This window comes from Pseudomonas alvandae, assembly GCF_019141525.1.
Lineage (GTDB): Bacteria > Pseudomonadota > Gammaproteobacteria > Pseudomonadales > Pseudomonadaceae > Aquipseudomonas > Aquipseudomonas alvandae.
Genome location: NZ_CP077080.1, coordinates 1279263 through 1300688 on the forward strand (window position 1 = coordinate 1279263; position 21426 = coordinate 1300688).

Genomic DNA, 21426 nt, shown 5'->3' on the forward strand with positions numbered 1-21426 from the left:
AAAAGCCCGCAGGTGAGTGATCATCGGCGGGCTTTTTGTTATCTGGAAGGACGCCATCGCGAGCAAGCTCGCTCCCACAGGGTATGTATGAACACCACGATCTATTGTGGGAGCGAGCTTGCTCGCGATGAGGCCAGTGCAGCCCCCTCAGGACTTGGCGGGGTACTCGCGATGCATCTGCTCCAGCAACGCATCCTTGTCCTGCCACAACTGGTTGATCCAGCCCTGGAACTCCAGGCGATAGTCCCCGTCCTGGTCGTAGCTTTTGCCGATGAACTGCGGCGGTATCTTCAACTCTTGGAAATGCACCACCACCTCGCCAACGTTGCCGCAGAGCAAATCCCAGTACCCCGGGCGACCGCCCGGATAATGGATGGTCACGTTGATGATCGACTCCAGTTGCTCACCCATCGCATCAAGCACGAACGCGATGCCGCCAGCCTTGGGCTTGAGCAGGTAGCGAAACGGTGACTGTTGCTGGGCATGCTTGTCTTCGGTAAAGCGCGTGCCCTCGACGAAATTGAAGATGCCCACCGGGTTGTTGCGGAACTTCGCACAGGTCTTGCGGGTGGTTTCCAGGTCCTTGCCTTTCTTCTCCGGATGCTTTTCCAGGTAAGCCTTGGAGTAGCGCTTCATGAACGGAAAGCCCAGCGCCCACCAGGCCAGGCCGATCACCGGCACCCAGATCAACTCTTGCTTGAGGAAAAATTTCAACGGGCGGATGCGTCGGTTCAGCACGTACTGCAACACCATGATGTCGACCCAGCTCTGGTGATTGCTGGTGACCAGATACGAATGCTGGTAATCGAGGCCGTCCAAGCCGCTTAGATGCCAGCGGGTAGGGCGCACCAGGTTCATCCACGCCTTGTTGTTGCTGATCCAGGCTTCGTGGATATGGCTCATCAGCCAGTCGGTGAAGCGCTGGGCGGCGGGGAAGGGCAGCAGCAGTTTGAAAATCGCCACGATGAACAGCGGTGTGCAGCAGGCGATGGTATTGAGCGCCAACAGCAGCGAGGCAATGACGCCGCGCAAGGGGACAGGCAGGAAATCCAGCATTGATCAAATATCCATGGGGCGGTTGGCGGCCTGGATCGCGGTCAGGGCGATGGTGTACACGATGTCGTCGACCTGGGCGCCGCGCGGCAAGTCGTTCACCGGTTTGCGCAGGCCTTGCAGCATTGGCCCGAGGCTGACGCAATCGGCGCTGCGTTGTACGGCTTTGTGGGTGGTGTTGCCGGTGTTCAGGTCCGGGAAGATGAACACCGTAGCCCGGCCCGCCACCTGGCTGTTGGGCGCCAGTTGCCGTGCCACGGTTTCGTTGGCGGCGGCGTCGTATTGCAACGGGCCGTCGATCAACAAACCGTGTTGGGCCTCGTGGGCGAGCAGGGTGGCTTCGCGGACTTTTTCCACTTCTTCGCCACTGGCCGACTCGCCGCTGGAATAGCTGAGCATCGCCACCCGCGGCGTAATGCCGAACGCCGCCGCCGAGTCGGCGCTTTGCAAGGCGATTTCCGCCAGCTCCGCCGCGCTCGGGTGTGGGTTCATCACACAGTCGCCGTAGACCAGGACTTCTTCGGGAAACAGCATGAAAAACACCGACGACACCAGCGAACAGCCCGGCGCGGTCTTGATCAGTTGCAGTGCCGGGCGGATGGTGTTGGCGGTGGAATGAATGACGCCCGAAACCAGCCCGTCCACTTCATCCAGCGCCAGCATCATGGTGCCGATGACCACGGTGTCTTCCAATTGTTGCTCGGCCATCGGTGCGTTCAGGCTTTTGCTCTTGCGCAGCCGCACCATCGGCTCGACGTAACGTTCGCGAATCGCGTCCGGGTCGAGAATCTCCAACCCCGGCGGCAGTTCGATGCCTTGGGCGCGGGCCACTGCTTCGACGTCGGCCGGTTTCGCCAGCAATACGCAGCGGGCGATGCCTCGGGCCTGGCAAATGGCAGCGGCCTGGACGGTCAGCGGTTCGCTGCCTTCGGGCAACACGATCCGTTTGTTGGCGGACTGGGCACGCTGGATCAATTGATAGCGGAACACCGCGGGCGACAGGCGCATCTCCCGTGGCGTGCCGCAGCGCTGGTGCAGCCATTTGGCGTCCAGGTGACTGGCGACGAAATCGGTGATGATCTCCGCGCGTTCGCGGTCATCGATCGGGATTTCCTTGTTCAGGCCGTGGAGCAGGTTGGCGGTATCATAGGAGCCGGTGCTCACCGACAGTACAGGCAAGCCCGCCTGCAAGGCGCCACGGCACAGCTCCATGATGCGCGGATCGGGCAGGGTGTCGCTGGTCAACAACAGGCCGGCCAGCGGCACGCCATTGATCGCCGCCAGGCTCACGGCCAGGATGATGTCGTCGCGATCCCCGGGGGTTACCACCAGCACGCCGGGCTTGAGCAGTTCTACCGTGTTGCGCATGGTGCGGGCACAAATGATGACGTTGCTCATGCGTCGGGTTTCGTAGTCGCCGGCGTTAAGCACCTGCGCGCCCATCAGGTCCGCGACGTCGCGGGTGCGCGGGGCGTTGAGTTCGGGGCGGAAGGGGATGCAGCCGAGCAGGCGGAAGTCGCCGCTGCGCAGCAACGGCGAGTGCTCCTTGAGCCGGGCGGTGAACGCCTCCATGCTCTCGTCGGTGCGAACCTTGTTCAGGATCACGCCGAGGACTTTCGGGTCCTTTGGCCCGCCAAACAGCTGCGCCTGCAACTCGACGCGACCGGACAGCTCCGTCAGCACTTCGTTTTCCGGCGCCGACACCAGGATGACTTCGGCGTCCAGGCTCTTGGCCAAGTGCAGGTTGACCCGTGCGGCATAACTGGCGCTGCGGGTCGGGACCATGCCTTCGACGACCAGCACGTCCTTGCCGATGGCGGCCTGCTGGTACAGGGTGATGATCTCTTCCAGCAGTTCGTCGAGCTGGCCATCGCCGAGCATGCGCTCCACGTGGGCCAGGCCCAGCGGCTGTGGCGGTTTGAGGCCATGGGTGCGGGCCACCAGTTCGGTGGAACGTTCCGGGCCGGTATCGCCAGGGTGAGGCTGGGCGATGGGTTTGAAGAAGCCGACTTTCAGCCCGGCCCGTTCAAGGGTACGCACCAGCCCGAGGCTGATGGAGGTCAGACCCACACCAAAATCGGTGGGCGCGATAAAAAAAGTTTGCATGCGGATTCTCTAAGGGTGCATGACGAGTGTCCTGTATTTGTGCAACAGGACACCAGGGCGCGACCTATGGCTGGTCGTCTACCCACAATTCAGTCGCCAAGGTTATCGCTAACCGGGCCCTGAGCGCACCAGCCGCAATCAAAGGGCTGGCCTAATTTTTCAATACGTTGCGCAGGGTCCAGCACCCAGGCCCGGGACTGCCACGGTGGCTGGTGGCGCAGATGCTGGGTGTGGCCGCAGGACAGCTCGGCTACCCAGTGCCCTTCTTCATCCTGATGGAAGCCCGTGACCGTCGGTCTGTTCGCGCTAGCCCGTTTGTCCGGGTTCCGTTCGCTTTCGGGCAAATCCTTGTTTAGACTTGTCCGTTCTTCATTCTTATGCAAAAGGTCTCGCCCCATGCTGATCGCCGCCAATAAGGCTGTCTCCATCGACTATACCCTGACCAACGACGCTGGTGAGGTCATCGACAGCTCTGCCGGCGGCGCTCCGCTGGTCTACCTGCATGGTGCAGGCAACATCATCCAGGGCCTGGAAAAAGCCCTGGAAGGCAAATCCACCGGTGACGAGCTGACTGTGGCCGTCGAGCCGGAAGACGCCTATGGCGAGTACTCCGCTGAACTGGTCAGCACCTTGAGCCGCAGCATGTTCGAAGGTGTGGATGAGCTGGAAGTGGGCATGCAGTTCCACGCTTCCGCCCCCGATGGCCAGATGCAGATCGTGACCATCCGCGACCTGGACGGCGACGACGTGACCGTTGACGGCAACCACCCGCTGGCCGGCCAGCGCTTGAACTTCCAGGTCAAGATCGTCGACATCCGTGATGCCAGCCAGGAAGAAATCGCCCATGGTCACGTCCATGGCGAAGGCGGCCATCACCACTGATTTCTGCGCTACGCTCAGGTAACCAGTGAACTGGAAAGGCGCCGTACGGCGCCTTTTTAGTCACTTGCTGTTAGCATCAACCACGGCTGTTTCGAAAAGATCTGCGAATTGGAGTTCGTCATGAGTGCTTTCCACGACCTGAAATTGAAAACCCTGGATGGTCAGGAGCTTGCTCTGGCGCCGTTCAAGGGACAAGTCGTGCTGGTGGTCAACGTCGCCTCCAAATGTGGCCTGACGCCTCAGTACGCGGCACTGGAAAATCTCTATCAGCAATATAAGGCCCGGGGCTTCAGTGTGCTGGGCCTGCCCTGCAATCAGTTCGCCGGACAGGAGCCGGGAACCGAGCAGGAAATCCAGGAATTCTGCAGCCTCAACTATGGCGTGACATTTCCGTTGGCCAGCAAGCTGGAAGTGAACGGTCCTGACCGTCATCAGCTGTACCGCCTGCTGGCGGGCGAAGGGGCCGAGTTCCCAGGAGACATCACCTGGAATTTCGAAAAATTCCTGCTCGGCAAGGACGGCCGGGTGCTGGCACGGTTCTCGCCGCGTACTACGCCGGATGATCCTGCCGTGATCCAGGCGATCGAGAAAGCGCTGGGCTAAGCCATACGCTGAGCCCTTGTGGCGAGGGGATTTATCCCCGCTGGGCTGCGTAGCAGCCCTAAAACGGGATATCTCGGTGTGCCAGGCTGATCGAGCCGCTTGCTCTTGGGGCTGCTTCGCAACCCAGCGGGGATAAATCCCCTCGCCACAAGTTTTGCTTTCGGGCTGTACATTCGGTTCAGTCCACCCAATCGCGATTCACTCCGCTCCCTTCTAACCCTTAATCACTCCAATCAATAGTGCTATCCAGCGCTGGGCATGCTCCATATTATCCTCGTCATATCTGAACTGCGACGCGTTCCTTGGAGAGCCTGATGCCTGTACAAGCCCTGTTCAAACCCTTTCACCTCGGCGCCCTCGAGCTGCCGACCCGGGTGGTGATGGCGCCGATGACCCGTTCCTTTTCACCGGGTGGCGTACCGAACGCCAAGGTGATCGAGTATTACCGTCGTCGCGCAGCGGCCGGGGTCGGGCTGATCATCACTGAAGGCACGACGGTCGGCCACAAGGCTTCCAACGGCTATCCGAACGTGCCGCACTTCTACGGCGATGCCGCGCTGGCGGGCTGGAAAGACGTGGTCGATGCCGTGCACGCCGAAGGTGGCAAGATCGTCCCGCAGTTGTGGCATGTGGGCAGCGTGCGTCGCATCGGGACTGAACCGGACGCCAGCGTGCCGGGTTATGGTCCGAGTGAAAAACTCAAGGACGGCCAGGTGGTGGTCCACGGCATGACCCAGGCGGACATCGACGAAGTCATCGCCGCCTTCGCCCAAGCGGCCAAGGACGCCCAGGACATCGGCATGGACGGCGTGGAAATCCATGGCGCCCACGGTTATCTGGTTGACCAGTTCTTCTGGGAAGGCAGCAACCAGCGCACGGATGGCTACGGCGGCAGCCTCGCCAATCGCTCACGTTTCGCGATCGAATTGATCCGTGCGGTGCGTGCGGCCGTGGGCGAGGGTTTCCCGATCATCTTCCGCTTCTCCCAATGGAAACAGCAGGACTACACCGCGCGCCTGGTGCAGACGCCAGAAGCGCTGGGTGAATTCCTCAAGCCATTGGCCAACGCTGGCGTGGATATCTTCCACTGTTCCACACGTCGCTTCTGGGAACCGGAATTCGAAGGTTCCGAACTGAACCTGGCCGGCTGGACCCGCAAACTCACCGGCAAGCCGACGATCACCGTGGGCAGCGTCGGCCTGGACGGCGAGTTCCTGCAGTTCATGGTCAATACCGACAAGGTTGCGCAACCGGCCAGCCTGGAGAAACTGTTGGAGCGCCTGAACAAGGAGGAATTCGACCTGGTCGCAGTGGGGCGTGCGTTGCTGGTGGATCCGGACTGGGCGCAAAAAGTACGCGAAGGGCGGGAGCAGGAGATCTTGCCGTTCAGTCGCGAAGCGTTGATGACCTTGGTTTAAGCGGCGCCTGATCCGCCGCTATCGCGAGCAAGCTCGCTCCCACATTTGATCTTCAGCGCACTCATTGTGGGAGCGAGCTTGCTCGCGATGGCGACCTCAGCATCACCGAATAATCAAAGCACTGTCGGCGCAGCAGGCATTCCATGTTCGCCCACGCAAACGCCGCGCAACTGCGCCTCGAACTGCTCGACCACCGACGCCCAGCCCTGGCGGCTGGCGTGCTGCCGTGCATTGAGCCGCACGCATCGCAAGGCCTCGCGCTCTTCCAGCAGCCAACGAGCGGCGTCGCAGAACGCTTCTTCATCCCCCGGCATTGCCAATACGCCGTTATAGCCATGGCGGATGTGTTGCGCCGCCGCCGCCTGATCGTATGCCACCACGCCCAGCCCGGAGGCCAAGGCTTCCAGCACGACGTTGCCGAAGGTTTCGGTCAGGCTCGGAAAAATGAACATATCCCCCGATGCGTAATGGCCCGCCAACGCTTCGCCTCGTTGCGCGCCACAGAAAATGGCTTCGGGCAATTGCTGTTCGAGGGCGAGCCGCTGCGGGCCGTCGCCCACGACGACCAATTGAATCCGTCGCGTCGGAAAAGCGTTGCGCAGGGTGTCGAAACTGCGCTTGAGCAGCCCCAGGTTTTTCTCCGGCGCCAAGCGTCCCACGTGGATGACCGCAATGTCGTCATCGCCCAGCCCCCAGGTTTCGCGCAGGGTGGTCGAGCGTTTGGCTGGATGAAACAACTGGCTGTCGACCCCGCGCGACAACATCGCCACGCGCTCGAAATGCCGGCGCTCCAGCTCCAGGCGCTGACTGTGGCTCGGCACGAGGGTCAGGCGGGAGCGGTTATGAAACCAGCGCAAATAATGGGTCAGCACCCGGCTCAACAATCCGAGCCCGTACTGTTGGGTGTATTGCTGGAAGTTGGTGTGGAAGCCGCTGACCACTGAAATGCCCAGGCGCCTCGCCGCCCGCAGGGCCGACAAACCCAGTGGTCCTTCGGTCGCGATGTACAACACGTCGGGGCGATGGCGTTTCCAGCGGCGCAGCAGCTTGTGCATCGAGGCTTGCCCCCACTGCAAGCCCGGGTACCCCGGCAGCGGCCAGCCTCGACAGAGCAATAACTGGTCGTCGCTGACCTGGCCTTGATCACCGGCCTGACGGGGGCGGATCAGCTCCACCCGGTGCCCGCGGGCACGCAAGCCCTCGTAGAGACGGCCGAGGGTGTTGGCTACGCCGTTGATTTCCGGCGCAAAGGTTTCGGTAACGAGGGTAACGTGCAGGTGTGTGGTCATGACCCCAGTGTCGACCGGGGCCGTTGCGTCATTGTGACGCCCGTATGATGGATTTGTGACCGCCTCAGCCCTGTCGCGCCAACGCCGTCTCGGCACCCTGTTCGCGCACCCAGAACAGTGTCGCCCCGGCCACCGCTGCCGGCATCATCAGGACGTTGACCACCGGGATCAGCAACACCAGGTACACGCTGCCGCCAAAGCCCAGGCTCTGCCAGCGTTTTTCCCGCAGCCAGGCGAGCATCTCGTTCCAGCCCAACTTGTGGTTGTCCGCCGGGTAGTCGATGTACTGGATCGCCATCATCCAGATGCCGAACAGCAACCACAGCGGCGCGGCCACGATATTGATCACCGGGATGAACGACAGCACGAACAGGCCCAAGGCACGCGGCAGGAAATAGCCGAGCTTGCGCGCTTCCCGGGCCAGTGTCCGGGGGATCATGGCGATCAGTTCGCCCCAACTGAACGCCGGGAAATCATCCGTGCCGCGTACCACCACTTCGACTTTCTCGGCGAGAAAGCCGTTGAACGGTGCAGCGATGATGTTGGCGAGCATGGTGAAGGTGAAAAACACCATCAGCACTACAAGGACGACGAACAACGGCCATAGGACATAGCTCAGGAAACTCAGCCAATCCGGCAGCGACGGCATCAACGTATCGACCCACAGGCTGAACTGATGGCCAGCCAGGTAGATCAACCCGACGAACAGCACCAGGTTGATCGCCAGGGGCAGCAGCACAAATAGCCGCAGGCCGGGGCTCAAGATCAGTTTGAGGCCCTCTCGCAAGTATTGCGGGCCGGACAGGACGGGGGCGGGCATAGGTGGCTCCGAGGATAGGTGGACGCGCCGACCTTACCGGCTTTGCTCGATGCGGGAAAGCCACGACACGGCGTGTAACAAAGGTTTAAGGTTCGTCGCTATCGCACACGCCGCAGCGAATAGAGCTCACCTATGAGCTGGATTGTTAAACCGTATTTCCTTAATCTTCGCTCCCTCGATACGCTGCACCCATTCTTTTTCAGGACTGTCGAACCCAAGCCTTCCCCAAGTGCGTCAACGGTCCTTTTTTATTCGCGCCGCTCACCCGGCGTTCCGGCCCGCAAGGTCCGGTCAACAGGAGCAGGTCATGTCTGAAGTCCGTCATTCGCGTGTGATTATTCTCGGTTCCGGCCCTGCCGGTTACAGCGCTGCGGTTTATGCAGCCCGTGCCAACCTCAAGCCGCTGCTGATCACCGGCATGCAGGCCGGCGGTCAATTGACCACCACTACCGAAGTCGACAACTGGCCGGGCGACGTCCACGGCCTGACCGGTCCGGCCTTGATGGAACGCATGAAGGAACACGCCGAGCGCTTCGAGACCGAGATCGTCTTCGACCACATCAATGCCGTGGATTTTGCCGCCAAGCCATACACCCTGACCGGCGACAGCGCGACCTACACCTGTGATGCCCTGATCATCGCCACTGGCGCCAGCGCTCGCTACCTGGGCTTGCCATCGGAAGAGACGTTCATGGGCAAAGGCGTTTCCGCCTGCGCCACTTGCGACGGTTTCTTCTACCGCAACAAGCCAGTGGCTGTGGTCGGTGGCGGCAATACCGCGGTCGAAGAGGCGCTGTACCTGGCCAACATCGCCAGTACCGTTACCCTGATCCACCGTCGCGAAACCTTCCGCGCCGAGAAGATCCTGATCGACAAGCTCAATGCACGCGTCGCTGAAGGCAAGATCATCCTCAAGCTCAACGCCACCCTGGACGAAGTATTGGGCGACAACATGGGCGTGACCGGTGCTCGCCTGAAGAACAACGACGGCAGCTTCGACGAGATCAAGGTTGACGGCGTGTTCATCGCCATCGGCCACACCCCGAACACGTCGTTGTTCGAAGGCCAACTGGAGCTCAAGGACGGTTACCTGGTGGTCAAGGGCGGCCGTGACGGCAACGCCACCGCCACCAGCGTCGAAGGCATCTTCGCAGCCGGCGACGTGGCCGACCACGTCTACCGCCAGGCCATCACCTCGGCCGGCGCCGGTTGCATGGCGGCCTTGGACACCGAGCGTTACCTGGACGGCTTGCAGAACGCTTCGTTCTGATTCACCAGGCAATAAAAAAAACCGGCTTCGGCCGGTTTTTTTGTGCGCGGACATCTGCCGGTGAACCCTGTGGGAGCGGGCTTGCTCGCGAAGGTGGTGTTCCAGTCGACATCGATGCTACTGACACACCGCCTTCGCGAGCAAGCCCGCTCCCACAAGTCCTCTGTTTGGTCCGAAGATCGGTTGTCAGGCCAGTTCGGCCAAGCACGCTTCCAGGATATCTAACCCCTCTTCCAGCACCGCCGGCTCGGTCGTCAACGGCGCCAGCAGGCGGATGATGTGCCGCGATTTCCCGCTGGGCATCAGCAGCAAACCCGATTCCCGCGCCGAGGCCAGTAATTGCGTCAGTTGCGCCGGGGCCGGAGTGCCATCGGCGTGGGCCAGTTCGATCCCGCGCATGGCGCCGACACCGGTCAGGCGGCCCAGGTAATGGCTCAGTCCGCGACGGCGCCAGGATTCGTAGCGGCTGACGATCGCCTCTTCCTGTTGTGCGCCCCACGCGTGGAGGTTGGCGTCGGTCATCTCGTCCAGCGTTGCCAGCGCGGCGGCGCAGGCGAGGGGGTTGCCGGAGTAGGTGCCGCCAAGACCACCCTTGGGCAGGTTGTCCATCAGCGACTTGCGTCCCACCACCGCCCCAAGCGGGACACCACCAGCAATGCTTTTGCCCAGCAGGATCAGGTCGGGCTCGATGCCCAGTCGCGAAAATGCAAAGCGCTGGCCGGTGCGACCGAAACCGGACTGGATCTCATCGATGATCAGCACGATGCCCTTGTCGTGGCAGAACTGTCGCAGCGCCTGGGCGAAATCCACGTCCATCGCCAGGAAACCGGCTTCGCCCTGCACCGGCTCGACGATAAAGCAGGCCACGTCGTTCACATCGATCTCGACGCTGAACAACCTGTCCATGGCTTTCAAGGCCTCGGCGCACGTCACGCCGTTGTCCTGGCTAGGGTAGGGCAGGTGGTAGACCGGCCCGGGCAGTACGCCGACTTTCTGCTTGTAGGGAGCGACCTTGCCGTTGAGATTGAGCGTGGCCAGGGTTCGACCATGAAATCCGCCATCAAAGGCGATGACGGCTGTGCGACCCGTGGCGCCGCGCACAATCTTGAGCGCATTTTCCGCCGCTTCGGCGCCGCTGTTGGTGAGCATGCCGCTCACTGGGTAATCCACCGGGATAAACGCTGCCAGGCGCTCCATCAAGTCAAGATAAGGCGTATGGGGGGCTGCGTTGAACGCGTAATGAGTCAATCGGGTGGCTTGCTCGCGGATGGCCTCGACGATGCGCGGATGACAGTGGCCGAGGTTCAACACACCGATGCCCCCGACAAAGTCGATGTAGCGCTTGCCGTCGGTGTCCCAGACCTCGGCATTTTTTCCATGGCTGAGGCTGATAGGGTGAACGAAGGAAATCGATTGGCTGATGGTTTCGCGGCTCATGGGGGGGCGGCTCGGACGAAGAAAAAATGTCCGTTATCTAAGCCGCGAGCAGCAGCGCCCGGCAAACGAAATAAAGTTGCCGGGTCAATCATAAAAGTCGGGATGTGGAACAGGTGCGGATCTTGCGAGGATTGTTTGCGTGACGACGAAGCTTTTGTGGCGAGGGAGCTTGCTCCCGCTCCAGTGCGAAGCGCTGGCATTGGGCTGCGGCGCAGCTACTTTTGTGAGTGCTGTGCACTCAAGCGGGAGCAAGCTCCCTCGCCACGAAAGCAGGTGGGTCAGCGGCGTTGCAGTGGCTGGGCTTCGAACTTCACGCCAGCCAAGCCGTGGGCCATCAACGCGCGGATATTGCCGTGGTCGCTCCCCTCGGGCGTGTTCAGCACCGAGCGATAATGTTCGCCGAATGCCAAGAGCGCCTCTTCGTCGCTCAAGCCTTCAAGCAGGGCCAGGCCCAACGTCTTGCAGGAGCCTTCGTTCTGCCCTGCCGCGTTCTCGACGCCACCGTTATGGAAGGCTTGGGGCTGGTATTCGTAGCCCTCGGCAATAAAAGCGAGGGTGTCAGCGAAAGCATGTTCACCGCTCTTGAGGCTGGCGCGAAAGGTATTCAGGTCAGGCATCGGGATTTCCTTTGGCGAACGCCGCTTGCTGTTCGGCGCTGGCCTCTTTCTGGTATTGAGCTTTCCATTCGGCATAGGGCATGCCGTAGACAACTTCACGCGCATCGTCGAGGCTGACCTCGATCTGGCGCTCGTCGGCGGCGGCCTTGTACCACTTGGACAGGCAGTTGCGACAGAAACCGGCGAGGTTCATCAGGTCGATATTCTGCACATCCTTGCGGCTGTCCAGGTGGGCCACCAGTCGACGGAAAGCGGCGGCTTCGAGTTCGAGGCGTTGTTGGTCGTTCATGGGAGTCTCTGCGAGACAGCTTCAAGCGGCGAGCTTCAAGCTGCAAGTGGGTTTGCGGTGTTCAGGCTTGAAGCTTACAGCTTGAAACTTTTGGCTGCTACGAAGCAGCACGGCTTGCCGCGAGGGTAATCGACACGGACTCGGCGAAGCGCAAGGCGTGCGGCTTGTCGACTTCGACCTCGGCGTACAGCACCGACTCGTTGGCCATGACCAGGTCCAGCAACTCCTGGGTCAGGCGTTCGAGCAGGGCGAAGCGGTTGCCTTCCACATGGGCGATGATCGCCTTGGTGATGGTGCGGTAGTTCAGCGCATGGTCGATGTCGTTGTCGCGCACGGCCTCTTGCGCCGCGTAGAGGATGGTCAGGTTGATCAGCACATCCTGTTTGTTGAGGATCTCGTCTTCATTGATTCCGATGAACGTACGCAGGCGCAGATCCTTGACCTTGATGCGCGCCATGGCGGGCTGAAGTTGTGGCATTTATTGGCTCCGTCGAATCAATTGCAGGAATTCCTGGCGGGTGTTGCTGGACTCGCGAAAAGCGCCAAGCATCACCGAAGTATTCATGGTCGAGTTCTGTTTCTCGACACCGCGCATCATCATGCACATGTGCTGGGCTTCGATCACCACCGCCACGCCGGCGGCCTGGGTGACTTGTTGCACCGCGTCGGCGATTTGCCGGGTGAGGTTTTCCTGGATTTGCAGGCGGCGGGCGAACATGTCCACCAGCCGGGCGATCTTCGACAGCCCCAGGACCTTGCCCGTAGGAATATAAGCCACATGGGCCTTGCCGATGAAGGGCAGCAGGTGATGTTCGCACAGCGAATAAAGCTCGATATTGGCAACGATCACCATTTCGTCGCTGTCGGAGGCAAACAGGGCACCGTTGACGATCTGCTCGACGCTCTGCCCATAACCATGGCAAAGGTACTCCATGGCCTTGGCGGCGCGCACCGGCGTGTCCAGCAGGCCTTCGCGCTCCGGGTCTTCGCCCAGGCCGATCAGGATCTCGCGGTAATGCTGGGGCGATAGGGCCATGGTGTTTCCTCGGAACAGGACTATTTGATGTGCCGCCCGCCGTTGAGGGTCAGGGTCGTGCCGGTGACATAAGGGTTGTCGAGCAGATAGCGCAGGCTCTGGTAAATCACTTCGCTGCCAGGTTCGATGCCCAGCGCGGATTTGGCCAGGGCCTTGGCACGGTAGGTCGCATCGTCGTCGGGATTGAACAGTAGCAGGGCCGGGGCGATGCCGTTGACCTTGATGGCCGGTGCGTATTTCGCCGCGAAAGAAAGCGTGAGGCTTTCCAGGCCAGCCTTGGTGGCGCAATAGGCGATGTGCTTGCTGCTGCCCTTGCGCGTCACGTCATCACCGATGTGCACGATATCCGCCGGCACCGAGCGCCGCAGCAAATCGGCGCAATGCAGGTTGATCAGGTAGGGCGCGAGCATATGGACACCGAACATGGCGCTGAAGGCCGCGGCTTCGTTGCCCGGGGTTTCGGCGAGCCAGGCCGAGGCGTTGTGGACGATGGCGCGCAGTTGATCGGTGTGCTGCTTGAGCTGTTCGATGAAGGCCAGGATCCCGGCCTCACTGGAAAGATCGGCGAACAGGACCGTCGCCCCCAAGTCCCGTAGCGCTTGCACGCCCGGGCGTTCGGTGCGGTACGTGGCGATGACCGGTTGGCCGTCCTCCAGCATGCGTCGGGCACAGTGCAGGCCGACGCGTTGGGCTGCGCCGGTGATCAGGATCGGAGCGGTGGCGCTGGACATGGGACGGCTCGGTTCGCGGTGGAAGCAAAACTATAACAGCGACGGCGGGTACGTCCTATGGACAAGGGAAATCCAGCGCCCGATTCGGTTTCCCTCACGGACCCTGGCTGGCTCCCATGGCGTCAGTGATTCTGCGCGGCCGGCAAGGGCCGTTGTGGCGTTCCTGCCAGCCAACTTGCCAATAAATGAGTCGACATCGGGATAAACAGATAGACCATCAGCGGCGTCAGGATGAGCGTACTGATGAAAACCCGGCTCAACAGGCCCAGTTCGCCGAGTAACGGTCCCAAAAGGAAATTGAACAATAACGAAACAGGGAAGAACGCCAGCCAGATCGCCACGGCCTGTTTCCAGCGTGGCGGGCGTTGGCCGATCGCGCCGAACCAGCCGTCGATGCCTCGCACCCGGTGTTCGGAGGGATCGGCAAACAGATCGCTGCCGCGTCCCAGCCAGGCCGTGCGCGAGGCGGAATGCTCCCACGCATGCAGGGTCTGCTCGTCGGCAAATCTGAAAATGATCTGGAATTCGTCGTCTTCGGGTGGCGGTGCGAGCACACCGGAGCCCAGGTAGCCGGGAAAGTCGGTGGCCAGTTGCTCGCCTTCACGCAACCAGGCGATCAAGTCCTGATAGCGTCCGTTGGCGACGCGGCGCGCGACCATCAAGGTGACGGGGGAGGTAGACATTTTGTATCTCCATGTTACAAGCGCAACGCTCCGGATAGGAGCTTCGCGGGAGACGCTCCCAAGGGTAGTGGGCTGCGTCTGGTCACAAGAGGCAAAGCAAGGATTATTCCTTGTCGAGCAAAAAACAACAAATCCGCAAGCTGACCGAATTTGTCCTTGTCATGACAGGGTTGCGAGGGAGTACCATGGGATCCAATTTTGTGTCGGGAAAGCCCTCGGAATGAGCGTAATCACCGAAGATAACTTCGTGTTTCCAGCATCAACTGCCTTGAAGCGCGAAGACTTGTTTCCCATTCGCGAAGTGGCACGGTTGACAGGAGTTAACCCGGTGACCTTGCGTGCATGGGAGCGCCGCTATGGCTTGATCCAACCCACGCGCACCGAAAGCGGGCACCGCCTGTATTCCCTGGGCGATATCGAAAAGGTCAGGAGCATTCTCGCCTGGATCGAGCGCGGGGTGGCCGTGAGCAAGGTGGGAAAGATTTTGGCGAGGACCGAGTCGGTGCCGCCAGTCTCCAAATTCATTTCCCCTGACCTGGTTCGTGCCGATTACAACCGATGGCAGCAGCAAGTGGCGGATGCGGTTGGTAATTTCGATGACCTGGCGCTGGACCGCGTCTACGGACAGATTTTTTCCAGTTATGCCGTGCCGGTGGTATTCCAGGACATCCTGATGCCGCTCTGGCGAGAGTTGCTGCAACGCCAGCATGAGTTCGGGCAAACCAGCGAGTGGCTATTTTTCGACGCTTTCCTGCGCTCGCGCGTGATGCAGCGGCTACTGCTCAAGCGCGACGTTTCATCCCAACGAGTGTTGGTCAGCGCCATTTGCGGCCAGTGCCGAGAGTTGGAGCTGTTGGTAACGGCGCTGTTTGTGTGTAAGGCGGACGTCGGTGTCAGGGTGATGACTGTCGGCCAACCGTTTGACGAACTGATCCTGGTCTGCCAGAAGATCCAGCCTTTAGCTTTGGTGCTGGTGTCCAACCACGCACCGGCAGTCGATCTACCCAAGCGCTTGAAGAAATTGGCGATGAGCCTGGATTGCCCGGTGATGCTGGCGGGTGACGCCTCAGACCTGGCGCAGGAAAGCCTGGCCGGCTCGTCGATTGGTTGCCTGGGGAACGAAGGAACGGAGATTCGCCAGCGTTTGCGTCAGTTTCTGGCGGGCAACCTGGACACTTGAAGGGCTTGCTACAAATGCATGGCCGGATGAGCCAGGCGGTGCTGCTGAAGGATGTACTGGCGCAGCCGCTCGGTTTCGTCCTGGTCGTGCTGGCTCAGGTGATAAGCGTACATGCCTTGAGCAGTTTCCCTTTCAAACGTGCCACGCAGTGATATCCGCTCATAGCCCGATGGGCTGAACCACAAGGAAAACTGCTTCGGTGGTTTGGTGCGGTTGCGGATTTCCAGCAGTACGCCCTTGCAGGAAACCTCATGCACCCATAACGGGCCCGGCTGGCCGTTGACGTTTTCCAGCGCCACGGGCTCTTCGAGGGTCAGGCGCCATGGACGAATCTTCGGCCCATCCTCGTAGATGCTCGGCACGCCCAGACGAAGGTGCATGGCATGGAATTCATCTTCGACCAGATGCAACGGGAAGGTCATCTGCTGGTTTTCAAAGTTGGCCTGCAGCGTGACCTGCTCATTCGCCGCCAGGCGCGTCAGCAAATCCCGGATCTGGGATCCACCGTTTACCAGCAAGCTCGACGTGACATCCCGCTCATTCAATTGCGGGTTGTGCTGCATGGTCCGGATGAAATCAAGCTCATCCTGGGTCAGGAGGGCGTCGCGCTGCATAAAAATGGCTCGAAAAATATTTGCGTTATCACTGGTGATTGTAGTGACTGACCATTAATTCGCCGTTTTGTTTTCACCGCTCGTCGAATTAAATCGAGCAATGATCTCCCGGGCTTCGGCCAATTCTTTCTCCAGCTGGGCAACGCGCTGCTGGGCCTTCACCTGAGCGGTGACGTCTTTTTGCACCCCCACGAAATAAGTATGGCCGTCCGCCTCGTTTTTTACGGTGGACAGCGACAATTCATTCCAGAAAGGGGTGCCATCCTTGCGGTAGTTTCGCAGCACTTGTCGGCACGCACCGCCCTGTTTCAAGGCGGTGCGAATGGGCTCCAAGGACGGTTGGTCCCGGTCGCCTGACTGCAGGAAGCGACAATCCTGATAGAGGATTTCGTCGCGGCTGTAACCGGTCAGCCGTTCGAAGGCCGGGTTTACATAAATCAGGATGTTGTCATCGCCTTCTTTTTCGGCAATGACGATCCCGTCGTTCGATGCATTGATCACCAATTGCATCAGATGGGCGTTGATCATGAGTGCTCCAGCCTTGGACTTCCCTGACGCGCTGCATTCTAGAAGAACCCGAGGGGATGTCCACTGGCTGTTATCGGTTGTTGAGAGTCAATCGCAGCTTGAGCGCGCAGCCTGTTACCATGATCACTCTATTTATTCAGTTTCAGGATCAGACCGATGAAAGTCGCCATTCTTTCCGGCTCCGTCTACGGCACGGCCGAAGAAGTTGCCCGGCATGCCGCCCAATTGCTCGGTGACGCGGATTTCGAAACATTCCTCAATCCACGGGCAACCCTGGCGGACATCCAGGCGTTCGGACCGCAAGCCTTGCTCGCCGTTACGTCGACGACCGGCATGGGCGAATTGCCGGACAACCTGATGCCGCTGTATTCAACGATCCGTGATCAATTGCCCGCTTCATTTCGTGGACTGCCTGGCGCGGTGATCGGCCTGGGGGACGCCAGCTACGGCGACACGTTCTGCGGCGGTGGCGAGCAGATGCGCGAACTGTTTGCCGAGCTGGGGGTGAATGAAGTGCTGCCCATGTTGCGCCTGGATGCCAGCGAAAGCGTCACGCCGGAAACCGACGCCGAGCCCTGGTTGGCCGAGTTGATCGTCGCGCTGCGTGGTTGAGCCACCTGCGGCGAGCGCTGATGCTGACTCGCTCGGCCAGTAAGCTGGCTGCCAACGCAACTACCGACCTGGCGGGAGATGACTAGACTGGTTTCTTGCCCATGAAAACCATGGCCGTCTCCCTCATACATAAAAAAAGCCAGAGGTCATAGCCGTGAGCGTAGCGCCCATTCAATCGACACCCGGCATCAAGGATCAGGTCAGCGCAGTCGAATGGCAAACCCGAGTCGATCTCGCTGCGTGCTATCGGTTGGTCGCGCTGCACGGCTGGGATGACCTGATTTTCACGCACATCTCCGCGAAGGTCCCTGGCACCGAAGATTTCCTGATCAACCCATACGGGTTGATGTTCCACGAAATCACCGCGTCGAGCCTGGTCAAGATCGATCAGGCCGGCAACAAGTTGATGGACAGTCCCTACGAGATCAACCCTGCCGGCTACACCATCCACAGCGCGGTGCACGAGGTGCGGCACGATGTGACGTGCGTGCTGCATACCCATACTGCGTCTGGCGTCGCGGTGTCGGCGCAGAAGCAAGGCGTGTTGCCGATCAGCCAGCAATCGCTGTTCGTGCTGTCGAGCCTGGCTTATCACCCGTATGAAGGGGTCGCGCTGAACCCGGAAGAAAAGGCCCGCCTGCAAGCCGACCTGGGCGAGAGCAATTTCCTCATGTTGCACAACCATGGTCTGCTCACTTGTGGCGGGACCATTGCCGATACGTTCCTGATGATGTTCATTTTCCAGCGAGCCTGCGACATCCAGGTCATGGCCCAGACGGGCGGCGCCGAATTGATTGCCATCGAGCCGCAGGTATTGGCCGGCGCCCGGGCGATGGTCGCCGGCGTGACCAAAAGTGCCCAGGGCATGGGAGGCGCATTGGCCTGGCCAGCGCTGCTGCGCAAACTCGACCAGCAAGATCCAGGCTATAAAAGTTGATGCCCATGGTCCAAATCCCGTTGCGTATCTGGCGTCAGCGCGGCCAGACATTCATGTTTCGCGGCCACGCCATCCGCTATTGGACGGCCGGGCACGGCGAGCCGTTGCTGCTGATTCATGGGTTTCCGACCGCCAGTTGGGACTGGCATTACCTGTGGCAGCCGTTGGCACAGCGTTATCGAGTCATCGCCTGCGACATGCTCGGGTTTGGTGATTCCGCCAAGCCGACGGAGCATGTCTATAGCCTGCTGGAGCAGGCCGATCTGCAGCAGGCGTTACTGATTCATTTGAACGTGACGCAAGGGGTTCACGTACTGGCCCACGATTACGGCGACAGTGTGGCCCAGGAGCTGATTGCCCGGCATGGCGAGGCGCGTATTGACCTCGCCAGCTGTGTCTTCCTCAACGGTGGCCTGTTTCCCGAAACCCATCGTCCGGTGTTCATGCAAAAACTGCTGCTCAGCCCCTTGGGCTGGCTGGTTGGCCGGGCTTTCTGCAGGGACGGCCTGGTGAAAAGCTTTCGGCAGATTTTTGGTCCTTGGACCGGTCCCACCGAAAGCGAGCTGGATGATTACTGGAGCCTGGTCGAGACCCACCGCGGACCGCGAATCATGCACAAGCTCATCGCCTATATTCCCGAGCGCCGCGTACAGCGTGATCGCTGGGTCCGGGCGATGCAGAGCGGCGAGGTGCCGTTGCGGCTGATCGACGGGGCATTCGACCCGATTTCCGGTGCGCATATGGTGGCCCGTTACCAGGCGCTCATTCCCCATGCCGACACGGTGTCGTTGCCTCACATCGGTCATTACCCGCACACCGAAGCGCCGGTGCAGGTGCTCAATCACTACCTGGCATTTCGCGAGGCCATCGCCGCGCCCCACAAGCAAATGGCCTGTTCATGATGGGTTGCCTGCATCATCCCCGCACCTTATCGCCCAACATTCACTTTCAACCCAGTTGATTGTGACCAGCGGACTTGTACCTGACACTTCCGTTCATTGTCCTACGGCCTGCTGGAGTTCTGCCCATGAATGAGTCTGTGCGCTTCGAAGATAAAGTCGTGATCGTCACAGGGGCCGGTGGTGGCCTGGGGCGTGCCCATGCGCTGCTGTTCGCAAGGCAAGGCGCGAAAGTGCTGGTCAACGACCTGGGTGGCTCGGCTCAAGGGGAGGGCGCCAACGCTTCGGCGGCCGACCGGGTGGTCGCCGAAATTCGCCAGGCCGGCGGTATTGCCGAGGCCAATCATGACTCAGTCACCGATGGCGACAAGCTTGTGCAAAATGCCCTCGACGCGTTTGGTCGCGTCGACGTCGTCGTCAATAACGCTGGCATCCTGCGAGACAAGACCTTTCATAAAATGGACGACGCCGACTGGGACCTGGTTTACCGCGTCCATGTCGAAGGGGCTTATAAAGTCACTCGCGCCGCATGGCCGCACATGCGTGAGCAGAATTATGGCCGGGTGATCTTCACCGCCTCCACGTCTGGCATCTACGGCAATTTCGGCCAGTCCAACTACGGGATGGCCAAGCTCGGTCTCTACGGCCTGACACGCACCCTGGCCATCGAAGGCCGCAAGAACAACATCCACGTCAATGCGATCGCTCCCACCGGTGGCACTCGCATGACTGAGGGCCTGATCCCGCCGCAGGTGTTCGAACAACTCAAGCCTGAACTCGTCAGTCCGCTGGTGGTGTACCTGGCCAGTGAAGCCTGCCAGGAAACCTCCGGGTTATTCGAAGTGGGCGGCGGCTGGATGGGCAAGGTGCGCTGGGAGCGCAGCCTCGGCGCCGGGTTCGATCCGCGCAAAGGTTTCTCACCTGAGGATGTCGCCGCCCATTGGCAACAGATTTGCGACTTCGAGAACGCGGTGCACCCGAACGACAATCTCGAAGCCCTGAAAGAAATGATGGCTAACCTGCAGCGCTACGCCGTTTAAGCTTGTCGCCCGGGCCGGTTGTCGTCGGCAGCGGCGACCGGTTCAGGGGAAGTACTTCTTCACCAGGGCGGCCAGGTTCGCGGCAGTCTCGATGTCCATTACACCGTCATGTTTCGCCGGACGGAAGTGCAGTTGGAAAGCCCGTACCAGTCGCTGGAAGCCTACAACCGTGGTGGCGGCTGACGTGTCGTAGCCATATCGCTTGAACTGCCCGACCAGTTGTTCCCGAAGGGGGATCCCATTGGCCTGGTACATCTGCATGAACGTATCCTGGGTAGCGTCATCGAACCAGGCCCCGATGCCCTTGAGATACAACGCGTGCCACGGAAACATCGGGCCGGGGTCGCTCTTTCGTCCCGCAGCGATGTCCGAATGTCCCACTACATTGACCGGACTGATTTCCGGGTATCGCTTGAGAATGTCCGATGCCAGGTATTCGATGGCCTCGATTTGCTGGGCCTTATAAGGCGGAAAGGTAAATTGGCCTTGGTTGTCAGTTGCCAGGTTGACGACTTCCACACCGATCGACGTGTCGTTCAAGTTGCTGCGATTACCCCAGCTGCTCACGCCGGCATGCCAGGCGCGTTGGTTTTCGTCGACCAGATTGAAAACCTGGGGGGCGGCAAAGCCCGCTTTCAAATAACCAGGATCGGCGAAGTCGGGTATGAGGTAATGGGCGCTGACGGAAGGGCCGGTCAACGTGTTGATCGAAGACTCAAAGTTGCCGGCCGTGTAATGAAACACCAGAAAGCGAATGCGGCTGTTATAAGATTTCTTTGAACGATAGCTTTGGTTATTTATGTACATGTCCATAACTCACCGTTAATGAATCGAAGCGAAATACTGCGATTGATTTCAGCGTAACAGTGAATTTTTGCGGGGCGCGTAGTTGCTTTCTGGCTGTGTTGTGGGAAGTGACGACAAACTCAACGTTTCGAATAAGGGCAACGAGGATAGATATTTCCGACGAAGTTGTAGGAAACAGGTAACTCGCGACATAACCCCAAATAAAAAAGGCCGCTGCAAAAACGCAGCGGCCTAAACGTGACGTTGCAAAGGAGCTACAAATCAACGTCAGTGGACACGGGGATGATGGATCGATGTGCAATCCATCCGAATGACGGTGCGTCAGGCGCGAGGGACGCCGGACGGCTTGTGCTTGCAGGCCCGTTGCCCTGCAAGCCCGGCCAGCATAGGGATCGGGCGCCGCGGGAAACAGCCCGGTTTCGGACATGCACTGTTGCGGTGCGCGCAACAGTCGTGACGGTCGGCATTGCTCATGCGCGGCGTTGATAACTCATCATCCAGCCGGTTCATGTCCCGCTCAGAGGCCGCTCCCGCATAGGCTGTAATCCTTTTTAGGTACAGCGCGAATACCCCCT

The 21426-nt window shown here is 60.2% G+C and carries 24 protein-coding genes; 9 read left to right on the forward strand and 15 right to left on the reverse strand.

Annotation, left to right across the window (positions count from 1 at the left end; translation table 11 throughout):
• Positions 1-147 precede the first annotated feature (147 nt).
• From yihG to KSS97_RS05595, 3 genes are all read right to left on the reverse strand, one after another.
• The gene (gene yihG, locus KSS97_RS05585; RefSeq protein ID WP_198797763.1) at positions 148-1056 is read right to left on the reverse strand and encodes a 1-acylglycerol-3-phosphate O-acyltransferase, YihG family; all 909 of its coding nucleotides are present in this window, start codon (positions 1054-1056) and stop codon (positions 148-150) included.
• 3 nt (positions 1057-1059) lie between these two features.
• Positions 1060-3159 (reverse strand): phosphate acetyltransferase, encoded by a 2100-nt coding sequence (gene pta, locus KSS97_RS05590; RefSeq protein WP_030139875.1) that lies wholly within the window; start codon positions 3157-3159, stop codon positions 1060-1062.
• Positions 3160-3248: 89 nt separating this feature from the next.
• Complete coding sequence (locus KSS97_RS05595) at positions 3249-3587, reverse strand: DUF3565 domain-containing protein (RefSeq protein WP_080628553.1); 339 nt, start codon at positions 3585-3587, stop codon at positions 3249-3251.
• Here KSS97_RS05595 and KSS97_RS05600 point away from each other — a divergent pair.
• The 3 genes from KSS97_RS05600 (at position 3556) to KSS97_RS05610 (ending at position 6062) form a co-directional block, all read left to right on the forward strand.
• A complete protein-coding gene (locus KSS97_RS05600) occupies positions 3556-4041 on the forward strand; it encodes an FKBP-type peptidyl-prolyl cis-trans isomerase (RefSeq protein ID WP_030139877.1) in 486 nt (161 codons plus the stop codon). The genes KSS97_RS05595 and KSS97_RS05600 overlap by 32 nt on opposite strands.
• Before the next feature lie 120 nt (positions 4042-4161).
• Positions 4162-4644, forward strand: coding sequence for a glutathione peroxidase (locus tag KSS97_RS05605; RefSeq protein ID WP_030139878.1), 483 nt, complete (start codon positions 4162-4164; stop codon positions 4642-4644).
• A gap of 314 nt (positions 4645-4958) precedes the next feature.
• On the forward strand, positions 4959-6062 hold the full coding sequence (locus KSS97_RS05610; protein WP_217861264.1) for an NADH:flavin oxidoreductase: 1104 nt from the start codon (positions 4959-4961) through the stop codon (positions 6060-6062).
• A gap of 113 nt (positions 6063-6175) precedes the next feature.
• Here the strand turns inward: KSS97_RS05610 and KSS97_RS05615 are convergent, their stop codons facing one another.
• Together KSS97_RS05615 and cysZ are read right to left on the reverse strand one after the other, a co-directional pair.
• Positions 6176-7351, reverse strand: coding sequence for a glycosyltransferase family 4 protein (locus KSS97_RS05615; RefSeq protein WP_217861265.1), 1176 nt, complete (start codon positions 7349-7351; stop codon positions 6176-6178).
• A 64-nt stretch (positions 7352-7415) separates the two neighbouring features.
• The gene (cysZ, locus tag KSS97_RS05620) at positions 7416-8171 is read right to left on the reverse strand and encodes a sulfate transporter CysZ (protein WP_217861266.1); all 756 of its coding nucleotides are present in this window, start codon (positions 8169-8171) and stop codon (positions 7416-7418) included.
• 307 nt (positions 8172-8478) lie between these two features.
• Between cysZ and trxB the strand changes: the two genes are divergently transcribed.
• Positions 8479-9441, forward strand: coding sequence for a thioredoxin-disulfide reductase (gene trxB / locus KSS97_RS05625; protein WP_030139882.1), 963 nt, complete (start codon positions 8479-8481; stop codon positions 9439-9441).
• Positions 9442-9627: 186 nt separating this feature from the next.
• On the opposite strand, the gene KSS97_RS05630 is transcribed toward trxB, so the two are convergent.
• The 7 genes from KSS97_RS05630 to KSS97_RS05660 form a co-directional block, all read right to left on the reverse strand.
• On the reverse strand, positions 9628-10878 hold the full coding sequence (locus tag KSS97_RS05630; RefSeq protein WP_030139883.1) for a 2-aminoadipate transaminase: 1251 nt from the start codon (positions 10876-10878) through the stop codon (positions 9628-9630).
• 278 nt (positions 10879-11156) lie between these two features.
• Complete coding sequence (locus KSS97_RS05635) at positions 11157-11495, reverse strand: HopJ type III effector protein (protein ID WP_198796643.1); 339 nt, start codon at positions 11493-11495, stop codon at positions 11157-11159.
• Positions 11488-11784, reverse strand: a complete 297-nt coding sequence (locus KSS97_RS05640) for a DUF1244 domain-containing protein (protein WP_030139885.1) — start codon at positions 11782-11784, stop codon at positions 11488-11490. The genes KSS97_RS05635 and KSS97_RS05640 overlap by 8 nt, the downstream gene beginning before the upstream one ends.
• Positions 11785-11881: 97 nt before the next feature.
• Positions 11882-12262, reverse strand: a complete 381-nt coding sequence (gene folX / locus KSS97_RS05645) for a dihydroneopterin triphosphate 2'-epimerase (RefSeq protein ID WP_014340149.1) — start codon at positions 12260-12262, stop codon at positions 11882-11884.
• Entirely contained in the window at positions 12263-12820 is a 558-nt protein-coding gene (gene folE / locus KSS97_RS05650) for a GTP cyclohydrolase I FolE (protein WP_030139886.1), read from the reverse strand.
• A 20-nt stretch (positions 12821-12840) separates the two neighbouring features.
• Complete coding sequence (gene folM / locus KSS97_RS05655) at positions 12841-13551, reverse strand: dihydromonapterin reductase (RefSeq protein ID WP_030139887.1); 711 nt, start codon at positions 13549-13551, stop codon at positions 12841-12843.
• A 122-nt stretch (positions 13552-13673) separates the two neighbouring features.
• Complete coding sequence (locus tag KSS97_RS05660; protein WP_030139888.1) at positions 13674-14234, reverse strand: antibiotic biosynthesis monooxygenase; 561 nt, start codon at positions 14232-14234, stop codon at positions 13674-13676.
• 220 nt (positions 14235-14454) lie between these two features.
• Between KSS97_RS05660 and KSS97_RS05665 the strand changes: the two genes are divergently transcribed.
• Positions 14455-15414, forward strand: coding sequence for a MerR family transcriptional regulator (locus tag KSS97_RS05665; protein WP_030139889.1), 960 nt, complete (start codon positions 14455-14457; stop codon positions 15412-15414).
• A gap of 8 nt (positions 15415-15422) precedes the next feature.
• Here KSS97_RS05665 and KSS97_RS05670 read toward each other — a convergent pair whose 3' ends face one another.
• Positions 15423-16028: a hypothetical protein gene (locus tag KSS97_RS05670; RefSeq protein WP_217861267.1), complete on the reverse strand. Its 606-nt coding sequence runs from the start codon at positions 16026-16028 to the stop codon at positions 15423-15425.
• A 54-nt stretch (positions 16029-16082) separates the two neighbouring features.
• A complete protein-coding gene (locus tag KSS97_RS05675) occupies positions 16083-16556 on the reverse strand; it encodes a PAS domain-containing protein (RefSeq protein WP_030139891.1) in 474 nt (157 codons plus the stop codon).
• 156 nt (positions 16557-16712) lie between these two features.
• Between KSS97_RS05675 and KSS97_RS05680 the strand changes: the two genes are divergently transcribed.
• The 4 genes from KSS97_RS05680 (at position 16713) to KSS97_RS05695 (ending at position 20044) form a co-directional block, all read left to right on the forward strand.
• Entirely contained in the window at positions 16713-17168 is a 456-nt protein-coding gene (locus KSS97_RS05680; protein WP_030139892.1) for a flavodoxin, read from the forward strand.
• Between the two features lie 154 nt (positions 17169-17322).
• Positions 17323-18105: a class II aldolase/adducin family protein gene (locus KSS97_RS05685; RefSeq protein ID WP_217861268.1), complete on the forward strand. Its 783-nt coding sequence runs from the start codon at positions 17323-17325 to the stop codon at positions 18103-18105.
• On the forward strand, positions 18105-19007 hold the full coding sequence (locus KSS97_RS05690; RefSeq protein ID WP_030139894.1) for an alpha/beta fold hydrolase: 903 nt from the start codon (positions 18105-18107) through the stop codon (positions 19005-19007). The genes KSS97_RS05685 and KSS97_RS05690 overlap by 1 nt, the downstream gene beginning before the upstream one ends.
• Before the next feature lie 125 nt (positions 19008-19132).
• Complete coding sequence (locus KSS97_RS05695) at positions 19133-20044, forward strand: SDR family oxidoreductase (RefSeq protein ID WP_030139895.1); 912 nt, start codon at positions 19133-19135, stop codon at positions 20042-20044.
• 42 nt (positions 20045-20086) lie between these two features.
• On the opposite strand, the gene KSS97_RS05700 is transcribed toward KSS97_RS05695, so the two are convergent.
• Positions 20087-20851 carry an N-acetylmuramoyl-L-alanine amidase gene (locus tag KSS97_RS05700; protein ID WP_198796640.1) on the reverse strand — a complete coding sequence of 255 codons (765 nt, stop codon included), beginning with the start codon at positions 20849-20851 and terminating at the stop codon, positions 20087-20089.
• Positions 20852-21426 lie beyond the last annotated feature (575 nt).